The 26,998-nt window shown below is 37.8% G+C and carries 21 protein-coding genes, 1 tRNA gene, 1 pseudogene and 1 other annotated feature; of the genes and pseudogenes, 9 read left to right on the top strand and 14 right to left on the bottom strand.

The features are described 5' to 3' along the window. Positions 1–4 precede the first annotated feature (4 nt). The 4 genes and pseudogenes from H0S58_RS04040 to H0S58_RS13780 form a co-directional block, all read right to left on the bottom strand. Positions 5–1,234: a molybdopterin molybdotransferase MoeA gene (locus H0S58_RS04040; protein WP_195727216.1), complete on the bottom strand. Its 1,230-nt coding sequence runs from the start codon at positions 1,232–1,234 to the stop codon at positions 5–7. Continuing rightward, positions 1,234–2,205: a bifunctional molybdenum cofactor biosynthesis protein MoaC/MoaB gene (moaCB, locus tag H0S58_RS04035; RefSeq protein WP_227592258.1), complete on the bottom strand. Its 972-nt coding sequence runs from the start codon at positions 2,203–2,205 to the stop codon at positions 1,234–1,236. Before moaCB ends, H0S58_RS04040 begins: the two co-directional genes overlap by 1 nt. 470 nt (positions 2,206–2,675) lie before the next feature. Beyond that, positions 2,676–3,909 (bottom strand): annotated as a pseudogene (locus tag H0S58_RS04030) (IS3 family transposase). Further along, positions 3,518–3,634 (bottom strand) — a sequence feature (AL1L pseudoknot). (Overlaps the previous pseudogene by 117 nt.) Before the next feature lie 12 nt (positions 3,910–3,921). Continuing rightward, positions 3,922–4,470 (bottom strand): restriction endonuclease, encoded by a 549-nt coding sequence (locus H0S58_RS13780; protein ID WP_227592257.1) that lies wholly within the window; start codon positions 4,468–4,470, stop codon positions 3,922–3,924. Between the two features lie 59 nt (positions 4,471–4,529). On the opposite strand from H0S58_RS13780, the gene H0S58_RS04020 reads away from it, so the two are divergent. Beyond that, positions 4,530–4,958, top strand: coding sequence for a hypothetical protein (locus H0S58_RS04020; protein ID WP_227592256.1), 429 nt, complete (start codon positions 4,530–4,532; stop codon positions 4,956–4,958). 102 nt (positions 4,959–5,060) lie between these two features. On the opposite strand, the gene H0S58_RS04015 is transcribed toward H0S58_RS04020, so the two are convergent. Together H0S58_RS04015 and greB are read right to left on the bottom strand one after the other, a co-directional pair. Continuing rightward, positions 5,061–5,150 (bottom strand) — tRNA-Ser (locus tag H0S58_RS04015). A 90-nt stretch (positions 5,151–5,240) separates the two neighbouring features. Further along, positions 5,241–5,735 (bottom strand): transcription elongation factor GreB, encoded by a 495-nt coding sequence (gene greB / locus H0S58_RS04010; protein WP_195727213.1) that lies wholly within the window; start codon positions 5,733–5,735, stop codon positions 5,241–5,243. Positions 5,736–6,099: 364 nt separating this feature from the next. Here greB and H0S58_RS04005 point away from each other — a divergent pair, with 364 nt between their 5' ends. After that, the gene (locus H0S58_RS04005) at positions 6,100–7,212 is read left to right on the top strand and encodes a transglycosylase SLT domain-containing protein (protein ID WP_195727212.1); all 1,113 of its coding nucleotides are present in this window, start codon (positions 6,100–6,102) and stop codon (positions 7,210–7,212) included. A 64-nt stretch (positions 7,213–7,276) separates the two neighbouring features. Here the strand turns inward: H0S58_RS04005 and H0S58_RS04000 are convergent, their stop codons facing one another. Further along, the gene (locus H0S58_RS04000; protein WP_053578414.1) at positions 7,277–7,660 is read right to left on the bottom strand and encodes an SCP2 sterol-binding domain-containing protein; all 384 of its coding nucleotides are present in this window, start codon (positions 7,658–7,660) and stop codon (positions 7,277–7,279) included. Between the two features lie 212 nt (positions 7,661–7,872). Beyond that, positions 7,873–8,793 carry a tRNA 2-thiocytidine(32) synthetase TtcA gene (ttcA, locus tag H0S58_RS03995; RefSeq protein ID WP_053578415.1) on the bottom strand — a complete coding sequence of 307 codons (921 nt, stop codon included), beginning with the start codon at positions 8,791–8,793 and terminating at the stop codon, positions 7,873–7,875. Between the two features lie 499 nt (positions 8,794–9,292). On the opposite strand from ttcA, the gene H0S58_RS03990 reads away from it, so the two are divergent. Both H0S58_RS03990 and htpX read left to right on the top strand, forming a co-directional pair. Continuing rightward, positions 9,293–10,159, top strand: coding sequence for a lytic transglycosylase domain-containing protein (locus tag H0S58_RS03990; protein ID WP_195727211.1), 867 nt, complete (start codon positions 9,293–9,295; stop codon positions 10,157–10,159). A 469-nt stretch (positions 10,160–10,628) separates the two neighbouring features. Further along, entirely contained in the window at positions 10,629–11,534 is a 906-nt protein-coding gene (gene htpX, locus H0S58_RS03985) for a protease HtpX (RefSeq protein ID WP_092717077.1), read from the top strand. 54 nt (positions 11,535–11,588) lie between these two features. Here htpX and H0S58_RS03980 read toward each other — a convergent pair whose 3' ends face one another. The 4 genes from H0S58_RS03980 to H0S58_RS03965 all read right to left on the bottom strand — a co-directional run bounded on the left by H0S58_RS03980 (position 11,589) and on the right by H0S58_RS03965 (position 17,224). Continuing rightward, positions 11,589–11,939, bottom strand: a complete 351-nt coding sequence (locus H0S58_RS03980) for a bleomycin resistance protein (protein WP_195727210.1) — start codon at positions 11,937–11,939, stop codon at positions 11,589–11,591. A 35-nt stretch (positions 11,940–11,974) separates the two neighbouring features. After that, positions 11,975–12,559, bottom strand: coding sequence for a DUF4112 domain-containing protein (locus H0S58_RS03975; RefSeq protein WP_053578419.1), 585 nt, complete (start codon positions 12,557–12,559; stop codon positions 11,975–11,977). An 80-nt stretch (positions 12,560–12,639) separates the two neighbouring features. Continuing rightward, a complete protein-coding gene (mgtE, locus tag H0S58_RS03970) occupies positions 12,640–14,001 on the bottom strand; it encodes a magnesium transporter (RefSeq protein ID WP_195727209.1) in 1,362 nt (453 codons plus the stop codon). A 127-nt stretch (positions 14,002–14,128) separates the two neighbouring features. Next, positions 14,129–17,224: a multidrug efflux RND transporter permease subunit gene (locus tag H0S58_RS03965; protein WP_195727208.1), complete on the bottom strand. Its 3,096-nt coding sequence runs from the start codon at positions 17,222–17,224 to the stop codon at positions 14,129–14,131. A gap of 268 nt (positions 17,225–17,492) precedes the next feature. On the opposite strand from H0S58_RS03965, the gene H0S58_RS03960 reads away from it, so the two are divergent. After that, positions 17,493–18,623 (top strand): glycerophosphodiester phosphodiesterase, encoded by a 1,131-nt coding sequence (locus H0S58_RS03960; protein WP_193892255.1) that lies wholly within the window; start codon positions 17,493–17,495, stop codon positions 18,621–18,623. Positions 18,624–18,757: 134 nt separating this feature from the next. Here the strand turns inward: H0S58_RS03960 and H0S58_RS03955 are convergent, their stop codons facing one another. Then, the gene (locus tag H0S58_RS03955) at positions 18,758–20,359 is read right to left on the bottom strand and encodes an isocitrate lyase (RefSeq protein ID WP_092717094.1); all 1,602 of its coding nucleotides are present in this window, start codon (positions 20,357–20,359) and stop codon (positions 18,758–18,760) included. A 769-nt stretch (positions 20,360–21,128) separates the two neighbouring features. On the opposite strand from H0S58_RS03955, the gene H0S58_RS03950 reads away from it, so the two are divergent. The 3 genes from H0S58_RS03950 to H0S58_RS03940 all read left to right on the top strand — a co-directional run bounded on the left by H0S58_RS03950 (position 21,129) and on the right by H0S58_RS03940 (position 25,392). Beyond that, positions 21,129–22,118, top strand: coding sequence for a LysR family transcriptional regulator (locus tag H0S58_RS03950; protein ID WP_053578424.1), 990 nt, complete (start codon positions 21,129–21,131; stop codon positions 22,116–22,118). Between the two features lie 127 nt (positions 22,119–22,245). Further along, entirely contained in the window at positions 22,246–23,577 is a 1,332-nt protein-coding gene (locus H0S58_RS03945) for a hemolysin family protein (RefSeq protein ID WP_053578425.1), read from the top strand. Positions 23,578–24,051: 474 nt separating this feature from the next. Beyond that, positions 24,052–25,392, top strand: coding sequence for a CitMHS family transporter (locus H0S58_RS03940; RefSeq protein WP_053578426.1), 1,341 nt, complete (start codon positions 24,052–24,054; stop codon positions 25,390–25,392). A gap of 58 nt (positions 25,393–25,450) precedes the next feature. On the opposite strand, the gene H0S58_RS03935 is transcribed toward H0S58_RS03940, so the two are convergent. Beyond that, positions 25,451–25,960, bottom strand: a complete 510-nt coding sequence (locus tag H0S58_RS03935) for a hypothetical protein (protein WP_092717097.1) — start codon at positions 25,958–25,960, stop codon at positions 25,451–25,453. Between the two features lie 383 nt (positions 25,961–26,343). Here H0S58_RS03935 and H0S58_RS03930 point away from each other — a divergent pair, with 383 nt between their 5' ends. Next, positions 26,344–26,985 (top strand): hypothetical protein, encoded by a 642-nt coding sequence (locus H0S58_RS03930; protein WP_320157537.1) that lies wholly within the window; start codon positions 26,344–26,346, stop codon positions 26,983–26,985. Positions 26,986–26,998 lie beyond the last annotated feature (13 nt).

Below are 26,998 nucleotides of genomic sequence, written 5' to 3'. Positions count from 1 at the left end.
CTCCTTAATCGATAAACATGCCCTGCACAATTTGACCTTCCTGCATGTTTTTTCCCGCTGGGATACGCACCAAACAATTAGCATGCATTAAATTACTGAGCATATGTGATTGTTGTTTCGATAAACTTTTAACCTTCAAACTGGTTTGATCAAAACTGGCTGACATTCTTAAAAAACGTTCTCGAGCATCCACTTTCAAGTCATGAGTTAAAAGCGCACTGAACCAATTCGGTTGGTGCTTGTATCCCTGTAAGGCATTCAATACAGTTGTCGTGTAAATTTGCATACCCACATAGACTGCGGCCGGGTTACCGGGTAATCCCAGTAAATAACAAGATGAATGGTCTTCTCGCTTAAGGTGAGCAAACAACATTGGTTTACCCGGTTTCTGCTTCACTTTCCAAAAAATTTCTTCAAAACCTAAACTGAGCGTTACGGGCCGAATAAAATCATAATCGCCTACTGAAACCCCACCCGTGGTTAAAATTAAATCATAACGTTCGGATAAATCTTGAATTAATAAGCGCACGGCTAATTCTGTATCAGCCACATGAAAAATTTTAATTTGTTGCCCTGAAGCTTCAAACCAAGCTTGAATTAACGGTGCATTGGCATCAAAAATTTTACCGGACGCCACATCTTCTACATTTTCTGCAATTTCATCACCCGTGATCACTACAGCAACTTTGGGATATTGAAACACTTGAACCGCTTTAACGCCTGCCATACTTAACGAGGCAATCGCTCCGACAGACAGCTTTTGACCTTGTTTCGCCAATAATTGTCCAATGGCAATTTCTTCACCTATATCACGAATATCTGCATGAATTTTTAGATTTTCTGTGATTGCAATGGTAGATGAACTTTGAACTTTTACTATTTCTTGCCGAGCAACTGTCGTTGTTCCTATAGGAATTTTTGCTCCGGTGAAAATTCGAACCGCTTGTCCTAACTTTAATTGTAATGCCGAATGATGTCCTGCCTGAACTTCCCCAATTAATTCAAAAATAGCATTTGGCTCAAGTTCAGCTTGTGCACAAATGGCATACCCATCTACCGCACTTTGTGAAAATAAAGGTAGATTTATTTCAGAATAAATATCTTCTGCTAAATAGTGATTTAGAGCCTGATTTAAGGCAAGTTGCCCTACCGCTAAAGCTTGGGTTTTATCTAAAATTAAATCGAGAGCTTGATCGACAGTTATTAGACCTGATTCTGCACTACATCCAGACATTATTGATATCCACCTTGGTGCGGAATATTTTTTTGCACATCAAATAAATGCACCAAAGCCGGCAATATTGCAATGAGAGACTCTTTGGCACCTTGGCGACTTCCCGGCAAAGTCATGACCAAACTTTGATCAATATAGCCTGCCACTCCACGACTTAAGGCAGCATAAGGTGTACGTCTTTGTCCAAAACTTCGTGAAGCTTCCATCAATCCAGGAATTTCTCGTTTTAATAAAGGCTGAATGGTTTCCACCGTTAAATCTTTTGGTCCCAGTCCTGTCCCACCCACAGTCAGGATTAACGGGTAGCGATTTTTTTGCTGATCGATTAAAGCCAATAATTGTTCTGGACTGTCTGGAATAACTTGATATGCAATATCGCTAAAATTGGCTTCTTGTAATATTTCTAAAACATTTTGCCCCGCTGTATCTGGTTTTTTTCCTGCAGCGACAGTATCAGATAATACAATAATCGATGCGGACAACGTTTCCTTTAACACACGCGTAAAGTGAGATTTCCCACCCTTTTTCGTTTGTAATTTGCATTGATCTAAACTGAGGTCTTCGGGTTCACAATGCGGTTTTAACATGTCATAGAGCGTTAAACCTGCAAGACTAACTGCGGTTAAAGCTTCCATTTCAACCCCTGTTGGGCCAATGGTTTCGACCACTGCGGTAATCTCGACATGTGCTTCAAACAATTCATACTCTACATCAGCACGATAAATTGGCAGTGGATGGCAAAGTGGAATCAGCTCATCGGTGCGTTTTGCAGCTAAAATTCCCGCAATACGAGCGGTTTTTAAGGCATCGCCCTTATCGGTATTGCCATTACGCAACAATTCAATGCAATGAGGCGGTGCATGTAAAATCCCTGTGGCCACTGCTGTACGATAGCTGTCCGCTTTCATCCCTACATCTTTCATTGCATCTTCCTCTGGTTCATTGCATCTTCCTACTTTTAAGCAACTCAAATTAACATGTATTTAGTGCTTTTTTTAGTGCTTTTAGCTCCATTCTAATTAAAATATAGTTTCCAAAAAAAAAGCGATAAAAATCATCTGCCAAGCTCAAGCGATGAGAAAAATCGTTCGTTGTGGTACTCATTTTTAACGGTATTTTAAAACTTAAGCCAGAACATCATTGCAAAATTCAAGCCAGAATATGACGCAGTCTTATAAGAAATATTCTTTCCAAAAGATAGCCTTAGAACCGTTAGCAACATAATGTGATAGAGAAGAAGTAAGTCTCTCCAGAATTGTCTAAAATAGCCCTGCTATTAATCTTAAAGACAAACGAACGATACTTGAAATTAAGGTGAGTCAAACATGATTCTTTAATTCTATTCTATCTACATTTTCAATTACATTCGACTTGAGAAACCAATGAGGATGATGAATCAATATGAACCGTACCGGGTTTGTCGGAGACTTTTTTATTTAAGTTAGGCCATCTGACCTAACGGGTTAATCTTATCATAGTACATTGCTTCAAACTCAAAAGGCGATACATAACCCAGTGCACTGTGTACACGCTTTTTGTTGAACCAATCTACCCAATTTAATGTCGCAAGTTGTACATCCGCTAAACCTTGCCAATCTGCTTTTAAATATTCAATCACCTCTGTTTTGTATAAGCCATTCACCGTTTCAGCCAAAGCATTATCGTATGAATCACCGGTCGTACCGACTGATGCTCGTAAATTTGCTGCTTCTAAACGATTGGTATAACGAATGGAAAGATATTGCACGCCTCTGTCACTATGATGAATCACGTTCTTTGGCATGCCTCGATCATGCAATGCTTGCTCTAATGCATCGAGCACCATATCTGTATTCATTCGTGTAGATACTTTCCATCCAACAATGGCTCGTGAGAACACATCAATAATAAAGGCGGTATAGACCCAGCCTGAATTTGTTTGAATATACGTAAAGTCACTGACCTGAGAAGCACTGCTTCGCAAGGGTCAGGCTGATCAGCACTAAAATTGCGTTTCACCAAGTCATCTGCTCGTTTTTGATCATCTCGGCTACGGGTAGTTTGTTTATTCTTACCACGCCAAACACCTTGTATACCTAGTTTTTGCATCAATCGAGCAACTGTACAGCGCGCAATAATATAGCCTTCACGTTTCAGTTTTTGCCAGACTTTACGTACACCATACCGACCTGAACTTTCCTTCCAAATTCGTTTAATCTCCTCAGCATGATGCAAGTCATGTAAATCTCGCTTTGCTCGATGTTCTGGATTGTCCGCGAGATCTAGAGTCCGGTAATAGGTTGAAGGTGCGATCGGTAAAATTCTACAAATCGCCTCGACTCCGTACAGCTCTTTATTATTATGGATAAAATCCACCATTATTTGTGTGGGCGGTCGAGCTCCGCCTGGGCGAAAAAAGCGGCTGCTTTGCGTAGAATTTCATTGGCGCGTTGCAGTTCTTTATTTTCGCGTTCAAGTTGTTTAATGCGTTCTTGGTCTGAAAGCTGCTGTACTTTGATTGGATTCTGTTGATTCAAATACTTCTGATGCCAGGAACGTAGTGTTTCAGGAGTACAGCCAATCTTAGGTGCAATTGCTGTGATTGCAGCCCAATTCGATGGATAATCTTTTTCAGATTCAATCAATAATTGAATCGCTCTTTCTCTGATTTCAGGGGTATATTTTGGTTTTGTCATTGGGACATTCTCTCAAGAAAGTTGGTCTCCGACAAACCCGGTACGGTTCAGATCTTTATTTATTGCTACTTGGTATTCAATCCCTACAGCATTTAAAAAATCTGCTGCTGTCTTCTTAATTTCAAATAACGTAATGTAAGCACCAATTTCATATAACGCTACTTGAGAAAAATTGTTACGTGGGACTCCATTGGGGGTCAACCATTTTACAGGACGTCGATTTAAATAAGCATCTTCATCCGCTGAAAAAGCCCTCTCATAATCCCCAATAATAATACCTATATATACCAATCTATCAGATTTACATGGATAAACTACATAATCTCCAGTTTTTACCACATGCATGAATCTGTATATTGTGGCTACTTGAGTTCGTATAGAAGGCATAGACGAATCAGGCTGGCTCTCTTGCAGTGCCAATTTAAAAGCCTCTCTATCTGCTTCGATCTGACTTAAATCGCCTAACTCTGACCACCCTATTCCAATATAATTTTTTTCAACTGGTTCAGTTCCAACATGTACACCCATGTGTACACCCCAAACGGTTGGAGTATCAGACATTTATTAACCTTAAACACTTGTAATTTATATCAATCAGAATATCTTAAATAAGGGCAAATTTGAATAAGGCTATATTTGTGGGTATCGTTTCAGAATTTAAAAAGTTTAATGCTAACCTTAAGAATCCAAATTGGTCGGTATCTTCAATCAACTCCAACAATGAGCTAATTGTTAGTTTGTGGGGACATAAACCTTTACTATCTAAACACCCAACTGAAAAAAAACAGGTCTATCGTGATCGTATTGATAGATGGTCTGGCAATGGACGTAATGAGTTTAAGAAAAATCTTGACCTTGCTTTAGAAGAAAACCTAAAAATTAGACCAATTATTGCAATGCTCAATGACAGTGCAGATTTTCAAAATATCTTAGATGGTAAAGACGCTAGCCAATATCCAAAAAGATTTAATGCAAAAACAAATTGGATCGGTGAATTAACTATTTGGGATGGTATCCAATTTGAGATTGTATTTAGTCTTGAGCAATAATTTAAAATCGAAATAAGTTTTTATTCTGTTTACTATTGGCTTACGTTGCATAACCCCCAAAAACAACAAAGCCCCTATTATCGGGGCTAAGTCATTGATATTTGGCGGAAGCGGTGAGATTCGAACTCACGGAGGGGGTAAACCCTCGTCGGTTTTCAAGACCGGTGCATTAAACCGCTCTGCCACGCTTCCAATGGCGGCTATCATATAAATAAAATTCAATTTTGGCAATTACTTTTATACTTTTCCCTCATCAACCGATCAAAATAGAATCAAAATATTTTAAGGGGTGATATTTTCGCGCATTTCATAACGAATACTATTGATGTACCATATTTTTTTACCCAAAGGTGTTACTACTTCAATCTCTTCATTGACTTGTTTGCCCAATAAAGCACGTGCCATGGGAGAATCAATTGAAATATGTTGGGGATGATGGTCATAAATTTCATCGACTCCCACAACTCTTAAGGTTTTTAGCTCACCTTGCTCATTTTCAATGTCTACCCAAGCACCAAAATAAACCTTTCCTGTTTGCTCAGGAGAGAAGTCGATAATTTTAAGCTCTTCTAACCGCTTTCCTAAATAACGAACGCGACGATCTATTTTTCTAAGTATTTGTTTATTGTATTTATAATCAGCATTTTCACTACGATCGCCAAGACTTGCCGCCCAATTTACTTTTTGGGTAATCTCCGGTCGTTCCTGATGCCATAACTGCTGTAATTCAGCGACTAATTTATCATGTCCAGTGCGGGTAATTAAGTTAGATTTCATGATAATTCTGACTATTGATTTACAATTTGTCGTTAATAATGCGCTATTTTATTCACTATTTACACATAACTAAAGTGTATAAAATTATTTTTCAAGATATATTAATGAGTTATGTTACATTTTATTAAAAAAATTCGTACAAAATTTGACAAGTCTTTTTTTCGGCTTTATTATGCGCGCATGTTTTTTAAATTGATCACTTTTTAACCTTTGTAGAAATTCTACATTATTTTTCTTCATCCCATGTCATTTTTGAATGACGTCATGACTGCCCAACCCTTATTGAATTTATCAAACTTGAAAAAAGTCTGAGGCATGTTTGTCTTTACTTTTTAGGGCATAAATTACTTGTAGCGGAGACAACATGCACAGTAGTTCAATTTCTGGAGTGAGGCTTGGCCTTAACTCTTTAACTTTCTCTCTCTCTTTAAAAATTCTTGCATTTGGTACACTTTTAGTTCCTTTTCACAGTATCAATGCCAGTAAATCATCTCAATATGATTCAGTCGTAAGCGACAAACAATTAACCGTTGTTTCTGTTGAAAACTCAACTACAGTCTTTAAAGATGGCGCACATTTGCACGGTTTTGGTTATGATTTAGCTCGTAATTATGCCAATAGTTTGAATGTTAAATTGGTCTTTAAAACGGTTGCTGACAATGCCACAGCACTGAAATGGGTTTCACAAGGTAAGGCAAACTTTGCCATGACCACGGCCAATGTGGGAATTATTGAACAAAACAAGTTGACTTCATTTTCAGCCACTTGTGGTGATATTAGTAGTTTGCAAACAAATGGCTTAAATACCAATTTGAATTGGGTATTTAAACATGCAGATGATCCACTGACCCAAACGGCAAGTGGTTTTATCTGTCAGGGTAAGAACTCAGGTGCGATTCGCCAACTGGCTTCATTCTATAATCAGAATGTAGTTAAGGAAGAATCTTGGAATACGATTCAACGTGATCTAAATCAGCGCATGCCTATTTACAAGGCGAGTTTTCAAAAAACTGCTGAAAAGTATGATTTAGATTGGCATCTATTGGCGGCTATTGGTTATCAGGAATCCTATTTAAAACCGAATTCCATTTCTCCTACTGGCGTTCGTGGTTTAATGATGCTGACCAACAATACGGCTAAAGCAATGGGTGTCAGTAATCGAAATGATCCTGTGCAGAGTATTCAAGGCGGTGCAAAATATTACGATTTAATGTTGAGCCGTTATCAGCATATTCCTTTTCCTGACCGTAATTGGTATGCGCTGGTGGCTTACAATATGGGGCCAGGTGCCGTGAACCAAATTCAAAAACGAATTAAGGCTCAAGGTAAAAATCCGAATAATTGGGTAAATTTCTACGCTTATTTAGACCGTAACAAAGCCAGCAATGGTCGTTATCGTCAAGCTGTTCAATATGTAACGCGTATTCGCTCATATTTGGAACATATTAAAACCACGCCACAACTGGTCAATATTTAATAGAATCAAGTGATAAAAAAAGCTGAGTCATCGAGATGACTCAGCTTTTTTTATTCATAAAATCTTAAGACGTTTGCTCAAGGACTTTTTTGAATAAATCTTTCTGTTCTTGGCTTGGTTTAGCCGTTTGCAAAGCCATTAACTGAGACATATCACCTTGAACTTTAATTTTTCCTGTCATGAATGCTTGCATAGCTGCTGCCATGTCAAATTCTAGGAATACTTTACGTAGCGTTTCGCCATCCATATTCAATGTTGTTTTCGCATTTGAAGATAGACCTTTTTTAATTGTGCCGCTGTCCAAAGACAAATCTGTATTGCCATTTGAGTCTGCAACCACCAAATTAATGGCTAAATTCGCAAGTGCAGGTGGTAAATTCAAATTACCTGCTTGTGCTGTTAAAGTTTCTACAGTTGAAAACCAATCATCAGTTAAAAAGGCAGGCATGATGTTTCCTCAATTTATTAGTTCATTTGTGGCCTATCCAGACCACATTTAAGTGAAGCTATTTCGCTTGAAGCCTGTTATAGCACGTAAAACTATTTTATGCTTAAAGTTTTTTGAACGAAACGTTCAATTTATATAATTCTTATACATTTATATTATAAATCAATTACATGATCTAGACATCAGTCCTAAAACTGATGCCTAGTATTACATTATTCCACTGCAAAACCTAAATTAACCATATTAATACGTTTATTCAGTGCATCATCTTCAGTTGCATCATTGCCTGTGAAATCAATTTCGCGTTGTTCATCTAAAGCTTCAAAATCAAATAATTCACGATCTGCCAATTGTGAAGGTGAAACATTTTGCATCGCACCAAAAATACTGTGCAAACGCTTTGGATATTGTTCATCCCACTCACGCAACATATTGTTAATCATCGCGCGCTGAAGATTTTCCTGCGACCCACACAGATTACAAGGAATAATCGGGAATTGGCGCATTTCAGCGTACTTAATAATGTCTTTCTCTTCCACATAAGCCAGTGGACGAATCAAAATATTTTTCTTGTCAGATGACAACAGTTTCGGTGGCATCGCTTTTAAACTGCCGCCATGGAACAGGTTTAAAAAGAAGGTGGCCATAATATCATCGCGATGATGACCCAAAGCCACTTTGGTTGCACCAATTTCTTGTGCAAACCCATACAGTGAGCCACGACGTAAACGCGAGCACACCGCACAATAGGTTTTACCTTCAGGGGTTAATTTTTTGGTAATCGTATAAGTATCTTTTTCCAGAATATAATACGGAATATTATTTTCTTCTAAATAGCGCGGCAAAATATCTTCAGGAAAACCAGGTTGTTTCTGATCAAGATTAACCGCAACCACATCAAAATTAATGGGTGCAATTCGCTTAAACTGCAACATAATATCAAGCAAGGTATAACTGTCTTTCCCTCCAGACACACACACCATCACTTTGTCACCTTCCTCAAGCATTTTAAAATCACGAATGGCGTGACCCACTTGACGGCGGAGCTTTTTCAACAAACGATAATATGCCGAACTTGTTGGCAATTCTGGTTTGAAATTAAATCCTTGGGCAGACTCAACTGGCGAGTACATAGACGAGATAAACCATAAATAAAAATACCGCATAATTTTATCCGATTCGGCTCTCTCTCGCATCAAAAGAATGCAATTAATAAAAATTGAATGTCCATGTCATTTTGATGTCATTAAACTCATGTTATTTTGACCTGTTGAGTTCAATTTTTAAGCTCAACGCTTACTGTTTGTACTTTTCCACAGTTGTCCACAAAACCTGTGGATAACTTTGTGGATTTCAGAAGGCTTGACAGGTTCTCTGACTGGTTGTTTAAGGCTTCTCTTTAAATTGATCATTTTTTGATCAATTTATTTTCAATTAATAATCAATAGCTTATCTTAGTCAAGCAATCTCGATTAAAAATAAATTAAATTTTTTTTTTGATTATTCTCTCAGCGATTAGCCCTTGCTTTTTTACAAAGTTCAAGAGAAATAATTTTGAAAATCCTTTTTATCTGATGGTTTTTTGTTAAACTGCGATTGAACTGTTTAAGTAGATTTTTCTACCCTCTAAAAATGAAAAATAATTTTATAAGCTTTGGTCTTTATATTTTGGGGTGTGTGACCGTTAATTCTGTCACTGTAAACAGTTATGCTGGGCAAACCATTTATCAATTGAAAGAATCAAATGGTACAACCCTGCTGACCAATAAACAAAGTCGTTATAGCCATCTAAAAGTTGAAAAAAAAACCTATTATCCAGACAGTAATATCCACAGTTATAGCAATTGGGGCAGTTCTGAAGCTGCGGTTTTACCCAGTTATAGCCGCAATAAAAATGCATTCGATCCTATTATTAAACAAGCAGCATCACAACATAGTATTTCTGAAGGCCTGATTAAAGCAGTCATGCACACGGAATCTGGTTTTAATGTCAATGCACGATCGCCTGTAGGTGCTCAAGGTTTAATGCAACTTATGCCGGCTACAGCACGACGCTTTAACGTTTCTAACGCCTATGATCCGCATCAAAATATTATGGCAGGTGCAAAATATTTGGCTTGGCTAATGAAACGTTTCAATGGTAATACTTCTTTGGTGTTGGCAGGTTATAATGCAGGTGAAGGTAATGTAGCCAAATATGGCGGTATTCCTCCTTTTAAAGAAACTCAAGATTATGTACGACGTGTCAGCAGTCGTTATAGTAATTTATATTTCAATGGTGTCAATTTGAGTGCAAACTCAATTCAGGATGATTCATCAAGCAATCCCAAAATTATTGCGCAGTCCAATAACATTGAGACTTCTATCCTTCCCGCTTCACGTTATAGTACCCAGCGTCAGATTATTACAGCCGCAGATAATAGCTTCACTGATGCGCCAATGCGTTCCTACACCACAGCACATGCGACAGCTACTGCTAAAATTTTGATTAGTGACTAAAATATAGGGGTTTGGGCTGACTTAAAATATAGTCCCCTTGAGCTGATGTGGTTATGTTTCTCTTTTTATCGGCTCCTCAATGCCAAGAAAATATTTTGTAATGATAGTCCATGATTTAAAATATGATCATAGCGAGAAAATCTTCTAATCACCGTTCCCTTTTAGGCTTCACTACTAAAAGTATCTGTGGATCTGTTCAACTCCTCCCTAAATCTTTATCTAACTGAATTGTAAAATTTTTAAATATACGCATTTTATTCTTATTTACTTTTTATCCTTCTATCTATGAGAATGCATAGATCTTCAGTATTCATCTTAGCGTGACCTGTAACTCATGAATCAAATCACAATAGACTCAAGAGCGATCCACAATTTTTTTCTTGAATTTTTTAGGGATAGCCCTCATATTCAGTATGTTGATTTTAATTCATAAATCAGATTATTTTTTTATTATAAGAGGATTCTCTCAATGATGCGGATTGGTTTGTTTTTGCTTACCAACCTCGCGGTACTGGTGGTAGCTGGCATTATTTTGTCACTCTTCGGTGTCGGTAGTTACCATGGCGCGGGTGGCTTAAATCTAGGCAACCTACTGGTTATCTGTTTTGTCTTTGGTATGGTTGGCTCACTCATTTCTCTATTCATGTCTAAATGGATGGCGAAAAAAACCACGGGTACTGAACTGATTGACCCGAATGCGCCACGTAACCAAGCAGAAGTATGGCTATTACAAGAAATTGCGCAATTGTCGCAACGCGCTGGTATTCAAATGCCTGAAGTCGGTATTTTCCCTTCTTATCAGTCAAATGCTTTTGCTACAGGTTGGAACAAAAACGATGCTTTAGTGGCTGTTTCAACAGGCCTCCTTGAGCGCATGAACAAAGACGAACTGCGTGCTGTACTTGCACACGAAATTGGTCACGTTGCCAATGGTGATATGGTTACTTTGGCGCTTGTGCAAGGGGTAGTCAACGCCTTTGTAATGTTCTTTGCGCGTGTTGTCGGTGACTTTATTGATCGTAATGTGTTTGGGCGTGCTGATGGCGAAGCGCCAGGACTGGCTTATTTCGGTATTACCATCGCATTAGATATTGTGTTTGGTATTTTAGCCTCGTCTATTGTGATGTGGTTCTCACGTTATCGTGAATACCGCGCTGACGAAGCAGGTGCGCGTTTAGCAGGTAAGCAAGCGATGATCTCTGCATTATTACGTTTACAAGCTGAAACTGAACTGCCTGATCAGATGCCAAAAGAAATGAAAGCATTTGCCATTACCGAAGGTAAGTCACAAGGCTTCAGTTTAGCGGCTTTGTTTCAAACCCATCCATCCATTGAACAACGTGTAGCAGCTTTACAACAGCTTGACTGTGCATAATGCCACTACATCAATAAACCCTGTGTAAAAAGTCTCTATTTTAGAGGCTTTTTTTTAGTTGTGTTGAATGCAACGCAACAAACTGCCATTAATATCAATCACACAAAATAGATCAATTTCAGCTAACGATTGTATTTCGGTAATTCTGGCTTGTGGAAATAAAGACCAATTGACCTCACGCCAAGTATGATAAAGTGCCGTTAAATCCTGCACCCGAATACAAGCACTATGCCAAGATGCGTGTGGCTCAAGCTCAGGATGATGAAAAAATTCCAATTTTAAGCTGCCTTGTTCCAAAATCATCCACTCAGCAGAGAAATAAGTACATTGAAAGCCCAGTGCGCTATAAAAATCACGGGTTTCATCCAACTGAATCGCGGGTAAATTTGCAGAAATATAATCCATCGATTTTATCCATTTCATTCTTATTTGCTTAAACTTTAAATATTAAAACTCTGAAACCACTGCCACAACCAACTTCCACCGAACCACATTGCAACCAAAAGTAAAATCAAGAAAAGAGCACCAAACAAATCAGGAAGATGTAGCCAAATCCATGCAACCATTGGATTACGCCAAAAAGCAGAGGTTTGCTGTCGATGCTCTAAACTTTCATGCAGAAATGGATGAACCACATGCACATCATTGTGAATCTGATATTCCTCTCGAATATGATCGTGCACAACCGCTAATGCTTTGCGACTAGGCCGAATGAAAATATCAAATATTGTCCCGACTATCGGTATAAAACCGACTACCGCATCCATCATCGCCAATTTCATAACAGGATTAAGCTTATGTTGCGGTACTCCAATTTGTTTGGCTTTATAAATGGCATAACAAGTCAGTACAAACCCAGCGACATCGCCGGCGACAGGAATTGTACTTAAAGCAGCATCTGCACCTACCCCTTGCTTGGTAAATGGAATACGAACCACTGAATCCATCATATTGGCAAACTTAGCCAAATCTCGCTCTAAACGGATGACCTCTTGCTGACTCATTTTTTTTTGTAATTGTGGCATAACCTTATTCCAATGAAATAATCTTTTCTATGATGAAGTTTAGCTGATCTAACCAACCAGATACTATGAACAAAATCGATTTAGCCACTCACGCCAGTCAGTAATTGGGAGGCAATAAATAAATACACCACCACCCCAGTTGCATCACAAATGGAAGTAACCAATGGGGCTGATGCACTAGCTGGATCAAGTTTTAGATGATTTAAAATAAAAGGCAAACTCATACCAATTAAACAACCCAGTAAAACAATTCCAAGCATGCTGAGTGCTAACACTATAGCAATCATGCTATCACCTCTAACATAACCTAAAATTGAAACTGCAAATGCCATTGTACCGCCCAAACACAAGGCCACTAGACTTTCACGTCCCAATAAATAAAACCAGTCTTTGACCTGTACATCACCCGTTGCCAAAGCTCGAACCATTAAGGTCGCCGATTGTGAACCTGCATTCCCTCCACTGCCAACCAGTAATGGAAGAAAAAATACCAGTATAATATTGGCTGCAATAATATCTTCAAAATGTGAAATTCCAATCCCAGACAGTAAACTACCAAAAACCAAAATAACCAACCAAAACACACGCTTTTGATAGAGCAAAATAATCGGTGCTGTTTTTAAACTCAATTTTCGGCTCGTTTCCACAGCGCTTGCTTTTAAAAAATCTTCTGTGGCTTCATCATTTGCTACATCCATTGCGTCATCATGGGTGACTATACCGACCATGAAACCCTGTTCATCTACAATCGGCAGGGCCAATAAATCGTAACGTGCAATCTTTTTAACCACTTCATCCTGATGTGTATCCACGGTCGAAAAAATTAAATCCGTGGTCATCAAATCCTGAATACAATCCTGTTCCTGCGCCAAAATTAATTCTTTTAACGAGATAACACCCAATAATTTACGTGCCGCATCTAATACATAAGCCAAATAAATGGTTTCAGTATCGGGCGCTTCCAGACGCAACATTTTAATGGCTTCAAGAACCGTCATATTGGGCTTTAAAGTGGCGTATTCTGAACTCATAATTGCCCCAGCCGTCCCTTCCACATAGGAGGCTAACTGACGAATATCTTCACGCTTTGCCTGAGCCAAGGCAGGCAAAAGAATATTTTGCTGTTCAGAATTAAGCTGTTTAAAGATATCGACACGTTTGTCTGAGGGCATTTCACCAATAATTTCAGCCAAAGTAGCCCAAGGAATCACTTTAGCCAGCTTAATTTGCTGATCTGGTTTTAAATAAGAAAATACATAGGCTCGCGCAGGTAAATTGACCAACAGGATCTGACTTGACTCTATTGGCAATTGCGTGAGTAAATCTGCGATATCGGCAGCTTTGAAGGTTTGTATTGTCTGTAAAGCCTGCTGAATATCTTGATCTTGAATTGAACTTTGAATAGAAGCATGCAAAAGATCAATAAAATTATGATTACGCATATTCACTATTCCTCAGTTTGCCCTATGCTGGCCATAAGTCCATTTATATTTTTTCAGTATAGAGCATGGCATGTTCTGCCTAATCACGCATTAAATATATTCTTTCACGCTGAGCACTTAAAGAGACTTAAGTGGTAGTTTTAGCCTTAAATAAAGTGCGAATTAAAACATACATAAATGGAATAAAAATAAGCACCAATAATGTTGCGAAAATGACACCACCTAATACACTCACCCCAATTTCCTGACGACTGGCAGCACCTGCACCAAAAGCAAAAACCAACGGCGTCACACCAGCCCCAAAAGCAAGTGAAGTCATTAAAATGGGACGTAAACGTAAGCTTGCCCCTTCCAAAGCAGCCTCAATTACACTGCGACCTTGTTGTTGTGCCATGGATGCAAACTCAACAATCAAAATCGCATTCTTACAGGACAGACCAATGGTGGTTAATAAAGCAATCTGAAAATAAATATCATTGGGAAAACCAGCAAAATAGCTGAATAAAATATTTCCACCAATCCCCAAAGGAATTGCACTCATCACCGCACTTGGAATAGACCAGCTTTCATAAAGCGCGGCTAAACATAAGAAAATAAAACCAATAGATAACAAATACAATAGAAGTGCTTGATGACTTGATTTCTGTTCTTCAAATGACAAGCCACTCCATGCGACATCAATTCCAGATTGCTGTCCAATCAATTGAGCCACATCTTGCATAGCGTCACCTGAACTGACATTTTTGGCAGTATCCGCTTCCATCTGTAATGCGGTGTAGCCCATATAACGATTCACCACCTCAGGCCCACCACTCCAACTCACATTAGAAAAGTTGCCAAAGGAAATCATTTGATTTAAATCATTACGTACATACCAATTATTCAAATCTTCAGGTTTAGAGCGAAATTCGGCATCACCTTGCATAATGACGCGTTTAATCCGACCACGGTCAATAAAGTCATTAATATAACTGCCTCCCCATGCACTGGCCAACGTGCTATTAATGGCCGTCTGTGACAATCCATTCGCCAAAGCAAGTTTCTGATCAATATTGACTTTCAATTCAGCCTTATCAGGATTAGAACGCTTATCTAAATTTTCAAAGGTTTTATATTGTTTGGCCTGCTGTTGCAATTGCTTAAATTGGTCATCCAAATATTGTCGTCCTTGTCCATTTACATCACGCACCCAAAAATCTAAACCATCGGTTTGCCCTAAACCACTGACTGATGAAGGCAACATTACACTAATATTGGCATTCGGATTGCTTTTGAAATGGCTCAAAGCACGTTCACGAATGGCTTGTGCTGAATTTTCTTGTCCAGATCGCTCATCCCAATGTTTGAGTGCAATAAATCCTTGACCTAAATCCTGTCCGGTTCCCGAAAAGTTACGTCCATAGCGAACCATAACCAAACTGACATTGCCTTTTTCATGGGTCAAAAAATACTGTCGAATCTGCTCCCCTATTTCACGACTTTTAGACATGGGAGCTCCATCGGCCAACCGGAACTGGACATTTAAAATCCCCTGATCTTCACTGGGAATAAAACTGGTCGGTAAAGCCCGATAAAACAAAGCAAAAGTGATAATCAACGCAGTAAAAACCACCAAAGATATTGCTTTATATTGAATGGTTAAACTCGATAAATTGAGATAATGATGCTTTAAGCGATCTAATTTTTGATTAAACCAGATGGCCCATTTTGCCGGTTGAGGATTTGGTTTTAAAATAATGGCACACAATGCGGGTGTTAAAATCAGAGCCACCAATAAAGACAAGGTCATTGCGGCAACAAGGGTCATTGAAAACTGACGATATATGACACCTGTTGAACCACTAAAAAATGCCATCGGAATAAATACGGCGGTAAGTACCAAGGTAATTCCGATCAGTGCTCCGGTAATTTCCTGCATAGATTCAATAGAAGCTTGCTTGGCGTTTAAATTTTTCTCATGCATCAGACGTTCAACATTTTCAACCACCACAATGGCATCATCCACCAGTAACCCAATCGCCAAAACCAAAGCAAACAAGGTCAAAGTATTAATACTCATTCCAAAAATGGACAACACCGCCATTGTTCCTAAAATCACCACAGGTACAGTGATGGCCGGAATCAATGTGGCACGCCAATTTTGTAGAAAAGCAAACATCACAATAATGACCAATAAAATGGCTTCAAATAAAGTTTTAACCACTTCTTTAATTGATTCTTGTACAAAGGGCGTATTGTCTCGTGGATAAACCAGCTTATACCCATCAGGCAATTGTTGTGCTAAATGATCGACTTCAGCTTTAATTAATGCAGAAGTTGCTAAAGCATTGGCACCAGATGCCAAAGAAATCCCCATCCCTGCCGAAGGTGACCCATTAATGGTATTAAAAGATTGATAATTTTCCGCACCCAATTCAATTTTTGCGACATCTTTTAAATAAATAAAACTGCCATCGCGGCTAGATTTCACAATGATATTTTCAAATTCAGAAACAGTTTTTAAGCGTGACCCTGAAGTGACTTTTGCATTTAAATATTGATCTTCAACTACTGGTAAATCACCAATTGCACCCGCCGCCACTTGGGTATTTTGTGCTTCTACAGCCGCACGAATATCACTGGGAATTAAATTATATTGTTTGAGTTTTAAAGGATTTAACCAAATTCGCATAGCATACTGCGAACCAAATACATCAACTTCGCCAATACCTTCAATCCGTGCCAGTTCTTGCTCTAAATGGGTCATCATGTAATCTGACAATTCAATATTGTCACTTTTACCCGAAGCATCATAAAGTCCAATGACCATATGCGTGTCGCTCAAGGATTTAAATACGTTTACACCTTGGCGCTGCACATCTTCAGGCAAACGGTTAATCACGCCATTAATTGCATTTTGCACTTGCACTTGTGCTGTATCAGGATCTGTCCCATTTTCAAAACTAATACTGATTCGACTACGTCCCGATGAATCACTACTGGAACTAAAATACAGTAAATGATCAATCCCTTTAATTTGCTGCTCTAGAACCTGAGTCACACTCTCCTCAACCGTTTCAGCCGATGCACCGGTATAGGTTGAACTTACGGTAATACGAGGTGGAGCAATATCGGGATAACGCTCAACAGGCAGACTAAATACTGCAAAAAGGCCAAAAGCCATCACAATAATGGCCAATACACCGGCAAAAATAGGACGTTCAATAAAAAATTTTGACAGCATATGACGTAATCACAGTATGAAAAGGGATGAATTTAAACCATTAAAAGTTCTTATAATTTAACCTAGATACATGGATATTCAGTGACTAAAACTCAAAATACAACAGCCATTAACAGAAAAATTATTTTTTATACTAAATAAGGAGGAAATATGAAGAGTGACCTATTGTTCAATGTAAAGACTTGTGAGTTTTCCGACCTTGTCATATTTTTGTACTAATCTTCAGAAACACTATATCCAGATTAATAACAACAACACTGGAACCTGTATGTTAAAAAAAATGGCTTTATCACTGATGATTTTAAATCTTGCTGCGTGTAATGAAGATAATGATTCAATTTATGCAGCCCCACCGACTGTGAATACACCTGAAATTTTGATTATAGGCCATCGTGGTGCCAGTGCTTTACGTCCAGAGCATACTTTGGCAGCTTATCAGAAAGCCATTGATGATGGTGCTGACTTTATTGAACCCGATTTGGTTGCAACCAAAGATGGCTATTTAGTAGCAAGGCATGAAAACGAAATTGGCGAAACAACCAATGTCAGTGAACTTCCACAATTTGCTGATCGAAAGACCACCAAAGTAATTGATGGTGTTTCTCTAACGGGCTGGTTCACCGAAGACTTTCACTTAAATGAACTGAATCAGTTAAAAGCGCGTGAAAGAATTCCTCAAATACGTCCCAATAATGTGCAATATAATGATTTATACAATATTCCAACTTTAGAGCAGATTATTGAATTAGCGGACCAACACTATCAAAAGACTGGCAAAATTATTGGTTTATATATAGAAACCAAGCATCCGACTTATTTCCAACAGCAAAATTTAGCCCTTGAAAATTCGCTACTGATGAGTTTAGCAAAACACAAATATACTCGAGAAATCGCACCTGTATATTTACAATCTTTTGAAATAAGCAATTTAAAAGCCATGCGTGAGCAATTGGATCAACTTAATTCAATTAAACAGATTAAAATTATTCAGCTTTATGGTGGAAAGTCCACTCAACCTGCCGATGCCGCAATGCAGAAATTAACCATCAATTATGGTGATATGGCCACAGTGGCAGGCTTAAAAGAAGTTGCAAAATATGCTGATGGTGTTGGACCCAGTAAAACCTATATTTTACCCAATACACAAGCTGCAACAGTAACCTCATTTGTAAAAGATGCGCATGCCGTGGGGCTTAAAGTTCACCCTTATACGCTACGTCCAGAAAATGAATTTTTACCTGATTATCTGGATTGTGGTGTCAATCCAGCCGAGCGTTGTGAAACTGGTGCAATCAAAGAATATGAACTGTTCTTTGAAGCAGGCGTAGATGGTATTTTTACTGATGATCCAGCATTAGGTCGCAAAGCGCTTCTAAACTATCAAGCGTCATTGAAATAATCTCGGTAATTCAATTCAAGTCATTTTTGATTTATTAAAAATTTAATGATTTAAATATTATTAAGCTTTTATTTTTAGCCCAATCATAAAAAAACCCTGCATAAGCAGGGTTTTCTCTGAATCAGTCGGGAGGATTAACCACCGAATTGGTTCATAGTGTTTTTCGCATCGTCATGTGCTTTCAACGCGTTGTCACCAGAGAAGATTTCTTTGTGATCATCACCGATGTCAGAACCCGCCATTGCTTGGTGTTTAACACAAGCAATACCTTGACGGATTTCTTTACGTTGTACACCAGCAACATAAGCCAACATACCTTCAGAACCGAAGTAACCTTGTGCAAGCTCATGCGTAGAAAGAGCAGCAGTGTGGTAAGTCGGAAGTGTGATCAAGTGATGGAACACGCCCGCTTCACGAGAAGCATCTGCTTGGAATGTACGGATCTTAGCGTCTGCATCAGCAGCTAATTCAGTAGCATCATACTCAGCGCTCATTAATTTAGCACGGTCGTAAGCAGAAACATCTTTACCTTCAGCAACCCAACGATCATAAGACTGTTGACGGAAATTCAAAGTCCAGTTGAAAGATGGTGAGTTGTTATAAACAAGCTTCGCATTTGGAACTGTTTCTTTAACACGGTTAACCATGTGAGCGATTTCTTCAACGTTTGGCGTTGCAGTTTCGATCCAAAGAAGGTCAGCACCATTTTGAAGGCTAGATACGCAGTCAAGTACAACACGGTCAATTTGAGTGTCAGCACGGAACTGGTACAAGCCAGAAGCTAAACGCTTAGGACGGTGTAATTTACCATCACGCTTGATTAGGATTTCATCTTCTTGCGCATCAGCAATATCAATTTCAACAGTGTCTAAGAAACCGATGTATTGAGAAGCAATGTCGCCTGGCTCTTTAACCACTGGAATTTTTTGAGTCAAGTCAGCGCCTTCAGAGTCAGTACGCGCAACGATGATACCTTCGTCAAGACCCATTTCTAAGAATGCATAACGTAATGCATGGATTTTAGAGATGAAATCTTCGTGTGGAACAGTGACTTTACCAGCTTGGTGACCACATTGTTTCGCGTCAGATACTTGGTTTTCAATTTGAAGTGCACAAGCACCAGCTTCGATCATTTTACGAGCAAGCAAGTAAGTTGCTTCTTCGTTACCGAAACCAGCATCGATGTCCGCAATAATTGGAACGATGTGAGTTTGGAAACCATCGATTTGAGCAGTGATTTCAGCAGCTTTAGCAGTATCACCAGCTTCGTTTGCTTTTTTAAGCGCACGGAACAAATCGTTTAATTCTTTCGCATCTGCTTGACGTAAGAAAGTGTAGATTTCTTCGATTAAAGCAGGTACAGAAGTTTTTTCGTGCATAGATTGGTCAGGAAGTGGACCAAATTCTGAACGAAGTGCAGCAACCATCCAACCTGAAAGGTAGATATAACGACGGTCAGTTGTGCCGAAGTATTTTTTGTTCGCTATCATTTTTTGTTGTGCGATGAAACCGTGCCAGCAGCCTAAAGACTGAGTGTATTGGCTAGAGTCAGCATCATAAGCAGCCATATCACGACGCATAATTGCAGCGGTGTATTTAGCGATATCTAAACCAGTTTTGAATTGGTTTTGCATTTGCATACGCGCAGCATCTTCTGGGCTAATATCGCGCCAAGTGCTACCGAATTTTGCTTTTAATTCGCGGATTGCATCAATCGCTGTTTGGTATGTAGTCATGATATTTCCTGTATATAATTTTAGGATTTCATCAGTAGGAGGATTTAACTCTGATTAAGTACACTTGTTCAGATTTAGACCATTCCCTAGGTATGAACACAGCTTAGTTGTAGTCAAATAATTAATCCAATATTCTGCATTAATTTTCGGTATTTATTTAAAAAATACATAGATCAAAGTCGTATTAAAATTTTGATAATGCAAACTAAATCATTGTTATATAAATATAAAATAAATTTAAATAAATACAATAAACGTCTATTAGATATACAAATTGTTTATTACATGGTCATTAAATTAAAGTCTTCATTTAGTTTTGAATGATTTATTTTTTAAATATTGAGCTTATGACTTTTATTTTCACTCAGCCAAGCCTTATGCGTTTTTAACACAAAAGTATTTCCTTTGTTGGTATTTAACTGCTTATTTTGTTGAGCAAATATTCAATTGCTTATTTAAAATACAAAGCCTTTTAAATCGCAGTATTTTTAACTTTCAATTTTTTAGTACCACCCATTGTTGCTAATTATTTGTCATTTATAATCGTTCATCCATCAGTAATTCAAATAGATTTAGTGTGATTAGTTTTTATCCTTAATAAGATATTTTTCTGTTGCTTAAAAATAAAAAAATGCTCTTAAAACAATACGACTTTATGCTGAAATTTGGCCTTAAAAGTGATTTTTTATTCGTCATATTTCCTACACAAGCCTTGCTGCTTATGGCATAATCAATACAATTTCATGGCTTTATTATCGGTATTTTTTTTATGAATCTGGAACGGGTCGATCTTAATCTATTAATTTACCTTGATGTTCTTTTACGTGAAAAAAATGTCACCCGTGCAGCAGAACAACTGGGTGTTACCCAACCTGCCATGAGTAATATTTTGCGCCGTTTACGCAATTTATTTAATGACCCCCTGTTAATTCGTTCTTCTGAAGGCATGACGCCAACAGAACGCGCTTTAGAACTTCAGCCACGTATTCGAGATGCATTGGCCGATTTATCCATGATTTTGGAACCTCGTACCGAGTTCCGTCCTTATACTTCAAATCGCGTTTTCCGTATCATGACTTCTGATTATGCAGAAGCGACTCTGGTTCCACGTCTTGTCAAAGCCTTACGTTCAGAAGCACCCAATGTTGTATTGGACTTTTTAACGCCAAGTGATGTGTCTTACCGTGATATGGAACAAGGGAAAGTCGATTTAGCCATTAATCGTTTTAACGAAATTCCACAAAGCTTTCATCAAGTTTTGGTTTGGCGTGATAGTTTTTCCTGCTTGCTCAATAACAAACACCCTGCTGCGAATAACTTAAATTTAAAAAGTTATTTAGATGCTCAGCATATTTGGGTGTCTAAAACAGGGATGGGCGTAGGTTTTGGTGTCAATCCAGATAAACAAGCGGGATTGGGCTGGATTGACCAAGCTTTAGAGCGAATTGGTCAAAAACGTAAAATTTCAGTATTTACCCGTCACTATCAAATGCCTGCCCTTCTGGCTTCCAATGTCGATTTGATTGCAACCCTTCCAAGTCGTATCGCACATTTGCAGTCCAATAATGCAAACCTTTTAATTAAAGATCCTCCTTTTTATATTCCTGAATTTGAATTAAAAATGGCTTGGTGTCCATTGCTACATCATCATCCTGCACATCGCTGGTTACGTCAGCTGATCTTGTATGTAGCTCGACAGATGATTGAAGAAGAAAATCGTGAATTCTTAATGAATAACTCCCAGTTTTCTCACTATTAATGATAAAAAAACTTAAATTCTTCTTTTTTAAGATTATACTGTAGTGATTCAGGTGGTAACTTTCTTACTGCCTTTCATTTTTTGTGTTAAAAATATTTCATAATAATGATGATCTACAGGTGAATTTGTGAGCCTTTTCCAGAATATCCTCATCATCGCAATACTCATTACAGGAGCGGGTTTCCTATCTTTAACTGAAATTGCGCTTGCTGGTGCACGTAAAGTCAAACTTAAAATTCTTGCAGAATCTGGTGATGATCGGGCACAAAAAGTTCTTAATCTACAAGAACATTCTGCCGAATTTTTTGCAGCTTCCCAGATTGGGTTAAATGCAATCGCCATTTTAGGTGGTATTTTAGGTGAAGCTGCCTTTCGTCCTTACTTTGTTACCTTGATTGATCGAGTATATGTAGGACCTTGGACAGATACGATTGGTTTTACCCTGTCTTTTACTTTAGTGACTTCACTATTTATTCTTTTTGCCGATTTAATGCCAAAACGCTTGGCCATGATTGCGCCAGAAAAAATTGCTATTTCTGTTATTAATCCCATCCAAGTTTTTATCAAAATATGTAAACCTTTGGCTTGGATGATCAATGCGATTGCCAATTTGCTGTTTCGCTTATTTAAAGTCAATACGATTCGCGATGACAATATTACTTTTGCAGATATTTCCGCAGTCATGGATGCAGGTGCACAAGCCGGTGTACTGCAAAAGCAAGAACATCATTTTATTGAAAATGTATTTGAACTTGAAGAACGTAATGTGCCTTCAAGTATGACCACCCGTGAAAATGTGGTGTTTTTTACTTTAAAAGAATCTGAAGCCAGTATTCGTCAAAAATTAGCTGAATTCCCTTATTCCAAATTTGTAGTGTGTAGCACCAATATTGACGAAGTCATTGGTTATATTGATGCCAAAGACATTTTAGTCCGTATTTTGAATAATCAGTCTCTATTACAGCTCAATGAAAATACTATTCGTAATGTACTGACGATTCCAGATACTTTAACCCTATCTGAATTACTCGATCGCTTCCGCTCAACCAAAGAAAAATTTGCAGTTGTTATTAATGAGTATGCTCTTGTAGTCGGTGTCATTACGCTCTCCGACATCATGATTACTGTAATGGGTGACTGGGTTATTCCAATTGAAGCCGATCAACAAATTATTAAGCGCGATAATAATTCATGGTTAATTGACGGCAGCACCCCAATTGAAGATATTAAACATGCGCTTCAAATTGATGAAATGCCAGATGACGAAAACTATGAAACCATCGCAGGTTTTATGATGTATAAATTACGAAAAATCCCGCGTCCAGCTGATGCAGTTATTTTCGGTGGTTATAAGTTTGAAGTAGTCGATGTCGATCATTTTAAAATTGATCAGCTTTTGGTGACGCGTTTACTTGAAAAACCAATCGAAAATGAAGAACATGAATCACCACCGACCTAACTTTATTTTATACAATAGCTTGTGCTAGAAATTTTTTAAAAAACCCATCCTAAGTATGGGTTTTTTAATCACAAAATATTGATCTTATTGTTTTGATCCATGTAATTAAAATTTTCATTTTTTTTCATAAAACCTATTAATACAGATTAATAAAATATTTAATAAAACTTAACAATCATATTATTTTTCAAGTCAAAAATTGACCACATATTTTTTAAATTTTCATCACCCCTCACAGAAATGTGCAAATAATCATCAATTTCATAGTATTCTCAATAAGTTAAGTCAAATTATTGATTTTATTTGGCTCTTAAACCCTTATTATTTAAAGAATATTTTTATGCTTTATAGGTATTGAAAAGGCATTTTTTTGTTGATATTTAGTTTTATTAAACGATAGCTTAACATCAGTTCCGACCAAGTGATTAATTTAAAAACACGAGAGTAAATTTACTTTCAAAGGACTGAACTTCCATGCTGACTTTATTAGGTCTCGGCATGATTTTATGCTTTATGTATTTAATCATGACCAGACGCATGAGTGCACTCGTTGCACTTACTCTGATTCCCGTAATATTTGCTCTCATTGCCTATGTATTAGGTTTCTTCTTTGACAGCTTAAGTCACATTGAACTTCAAAATCTTGGCGAAATGATGCTTGATGGTGTGAAAAAACTTGCACCGACTGGCGTTATGTTGTTATTTGCGATCTTATACTTCGCAATCATGATTGATACAGGATTATTTGATCCATCGGTTAAATGGATTTTACGACTGGTCAAAGGTGACCCGTTAAAAGTTACTCTCGGTACGATTACCTTAACTTTAATTGTTTCATTAGACGGTGATGGTTCGACCACCTATATGATCTGTGTGGCTGCCATGCTACCCCTCTATAAGCGTTTAGGCATGAGTCCATTGGTGATGGCCTGTTTAATGATGCTTGCGAGCGGTATTATGAATCTAACACCGTGGGGTGGTCCTACTGCCCGTGCAGCCAGTGCATTGCATGTCGACCCAAGTGATGTATTTGTCCCTATGATTATTCCAATGCTGTGTTCTATCGCTTGGTTATACTTTATAGGCTATATGTACGGGCGTATGGAACGTAAACGTCTTGGCATTATCGAACTGGATGTAAGTCATGGCGATAATATTCAGATTTCTTCAAATCCTGAAGCCAATCGCGCGCACCTAAGATGGTTTAATGCGTTATTGACCATTTGCTTAATGATTTGTCTGGTCAAAGGCGTATTGCCGATGTCGATTCTCTTTATGATTGCCTTGGCTATTGCACTTGTGGTGAATTATAAAGATATCAATATGCAAAAAGATTTGGTTGCTCACCATGCCGGTAGCGCTTTAAATGTCGTAGGAATTATTTTTGCTGCAGGTATCTTTACTGGTATTTTAGCAGGAACAGGCATGGTCGATTCGATGTCCAAAGAATTGGTGGCCATTATTCCGCAAAGTATGGGACCGTTTCTTGCGCCTATTACCGCAGTACTCAGTATGCCTTTGACCTTCTTTATGTCAAATGATGCCTTCTACTACGGTGTCCTTCCTGTACTTTCTGAAGCTGCCTTGCATTACGGGATTACCCCAGTAGAAATGGCTCGCGCCTCAATCGTGGGCCAACCTGTACATTTACTCTCGCCTTTAGTTCCATCTACTTATTTACTCTGTGGCTTAGCAGGAATTGATTTAGGCCAACATCAAAAATTTGCAATTAAGTGGGCCATTATCACCTGCTTAGTGATGATGTTTGCCGCCATAATTTGTGGTGTTTTCCCATTCTATTCAACATTGTCTTAAAATTTTTCATAAAAAAAGCACCTATTTAATTGGTGCTTTTTTTTTGCTTCAATGAAAATTATTTAAAGTTTTCAAGCAGATTTTCAATGACTAACGCATAATGGATACTAATATCTTCTTCTAAAATGGCATAAGCACTGTCAAATTGAACCATCGGCCAGCCTTCTTTCCAAAATGGGAAAATATTATGCAAGCCGTTAGTGACAATTGCATCTTCACGTACAATCGCTTGAGCCACTTGGGATAAAACTTGAGCAGTTTCAGCTCCATCAATTGCCATATAATCAATACCACGTACTTTTAAAATACGAATACGATCTTTTTTATATTTAATCTTTTTCGCTTGACCTTCATTTAAACCCAACGCCAAAGTCACCGCTTCCACAAAGTTTTTTTCAAAAGAATTATGTAAAGCAACAATGGCTTGTTTATACGCTTCTTGACGACCAGCTTTACCACCATTCCGGATAATCTCTTTCGCTTCAGTATTTAGCTCATCGCTTTTCATGGACTGTAAAATGTCTAAAATTTCGATATCGCTTAAAGATTCAGGAGATTGATCAGTCATGAACTGTCCTTGGACAAAATAATAAAGATCTATTTTCGCATAATTCAAGCATGAATACAGAATAAAATCGGACTGAATGTAACATCAGCCACATAGATGATTTAAAAAATATCTATAATTTGATTCAAAATGAGCTCCCCTATTCTTACAAGAATGAGAACACCTAGTTTTACCTGAATAAAAGATGATTTAACCGCATCACCAATTACAACAAGATAAGAGTCAACTTTTTATCTGTCAAAATGATGTGAATCATTTATAGTAGCGCTACTTTTTAATTTCCTTTGATATTTATGATTAGCAATAAACAGGCTGCCCTTTTTTTACAACAAATGCGGGAACAATACCCGTCTGCGTTTAAAAGAAATTATTTGTTTTATAGCATGATTAAAACCAAAGGAATTTTAGATGAACTTAAGGAACTCATTCCTTGGCTATTGGCAGCCATGATTTTTGTTTCCTTTTCCATGAGCCTCAGTCATTTTATTGCGCTTTACTTCCCACAATTTGATCTGTTCCGCGCACATGGTATTGCAGTCTTAATTATTCTATTAATTTTTATGCTTTACACCCCTTTGGTGATTAAGCAAATTAAGCATAGTTCAAACTCGTTGTACCAACAGTTGCGTCATACACCTCTTAAATTAGCAATATTGATTATTATTCAAACGGTTAATATTGCTTATCTTGAAAGTTTAGTTTTACAAATCATTATATTCTTCTTCGCTTTAAGTTTTGGTTTTGTTCGCTTTTATAAAGAAAATATGTTCCGAAAAAATACTCAAAATGAGCATTATTTCTATTTACAAGAAACTCGTCGAATATGTTTTTGGTCATATAAACAAATTTTAAAAATTAAATTTAAAACGATGTTTAAAGCAAAAAATTCTAAAGCACGACAACTGCTTGAACAACAAGAAAAACAGTTTATTGATCTTTATATTCAACTGATTCGTTATGAAAATGAACTGTGTAAAACACATAAACATTTAGACGTAGAAACTTATTTAGACAGCTTAATGTAAATTCAAAAATTGG

It is taken from the genome of Acinetobacter sp. TTH0-4 (assembly GCF_015602665.1).
Taxonomy (GTDB): Bacteria; Pseudomonadota; Gammaproteobacteria; order Pseudomonadales; family Moraxellaceae; genus Acinetobacter; species Acinetobacter albensis.
Note: the sequence above shows the minus strand (reverse complement) of the source record. Positions and strands in the feature narration are given on the sequence as shown.

Bases quoted from the DNA above. Each gene is read 5' to 3' on its own strand.
- H0S58_RS04040 (WP_195727216.1), bottom strand. From the start codon at position 1,234: ATGTCTGGATGTAGTGCAGAATCAGGTCTAATAACTGTCGATCAAGCT.
- H0S58_RS13780 (WP_227592257.1), bottom strand. From the start codon at position 4,470: ATGTCTGATACTCCAACCGTTTGGGGTGTACACATGGGTGTACATGTT.
- greB (WP_195727213.1), bottom strand. From the start codon at position 5,735: ATGAAATCTAACTTAATTACCCGCACTGGACATGATAAATTAGTCGCT.
- H0S58_RS04005 (WP_195727212.1), top strand. From the start codon at position 6,100: ATGCACAGTAGTTCAATTTCTGGAGTGAGGCTTGGCCTTAACTCTTTA.
- H0S58_RS04000 (WP_053578414.1), bottom strand. From the start codon at position 7,660: ATGCCTGCCTTTTTAACTGATGATTGGTTTTCAACTGTAGAAACTTTA.
- ttcA (WP_053578415.1), bottom strand. From the start codon at position 8,793: ATGTACTCGCCAGTTGAGTCTGCCCAAGGATTTAATTTCAAACCAGAA.
- H0S58_RS03990 (WP_195727211.1), top strand. From the start codon at position 9,293: ATGAAAAATAATTTTATAAGCTTTGGTCTTTATATTTTGGGGTGTGTG.
- htpX (WP_092717077.1), top strand. From the start codon at position 10,629: ATGATGCGGATTGGTTTGTTTTTGCTTACCAACCTCGCGGTACTGGTG.
- H0S58_RS03980 (WP_195727210.1), bottom strand. From the start codon at position 11,939: ATGGATTATATTTCTGCAAATTTACCCGCGATTCAGTTGGATGAAACC.
- H0S58_RS03975 (WP_053578419.1), bottom strand. From the start codon at position 12,559: ATGCCACAATTACAAAAAAAAATGAGTCAGCAAGAGGTCATCCGTTTA.
- mgtE (WP_195727209.1), bottom strand. From the start codon at position 14,001: ATGCGTAATCATAATTTTATTGATCTTTTGCATGCTTCTATTCAAAGT.
- H0S58_RS03965 (WP_195727208.1), bottom strand. From the start codon at position 17,224: ATGCTGTCAAAATTTTTTATTGAACGTCCTATTTTTGCCGGTGTATTG.
- H0S58_RS03960 (WP_193892255.1), top strand. From the start codon at position 17,493: ATGTTAAAAAAAATGGCTTTATCACTGATGATTTTAAATCTTGCTGCG.
- H0S58_RS03955 (WP_092717094.1), bottom strand. From the start codon at position 20,359: ATGACTACATACCAAACAGCGATTGATGCAATCCGCGAATTAAAAGCA.
- H0S58_RS03950 (WP_053578424.1), top strand. From the start codon at position 21,129: ATGAATCTGGAACGGGTCGATCTTAATCTATTAATTTACCTTGATGTT.
- H0S58_RS03940 (WP_053578426.1), top strand. From the start codon at position 24,052: ATGCTGACTTTATTAGGTCTCGGCATGATTTTATGCTTTATGTATTTA.
- H0S58_RS03935 (WP_092717097.1), bottom strand. From the start codon at position 25,960: ATGACTGATCAATCTCCTGAATCTTTAAGCGATATCGAAATTTTAGAC.
- H0S58_RS03930 (WP_320157537.1), top strand. From the start codon at position 26,344: ATGATTAAAACCAAAGGAATTTTAGATGAACTTAAGGAACTCATTCCT.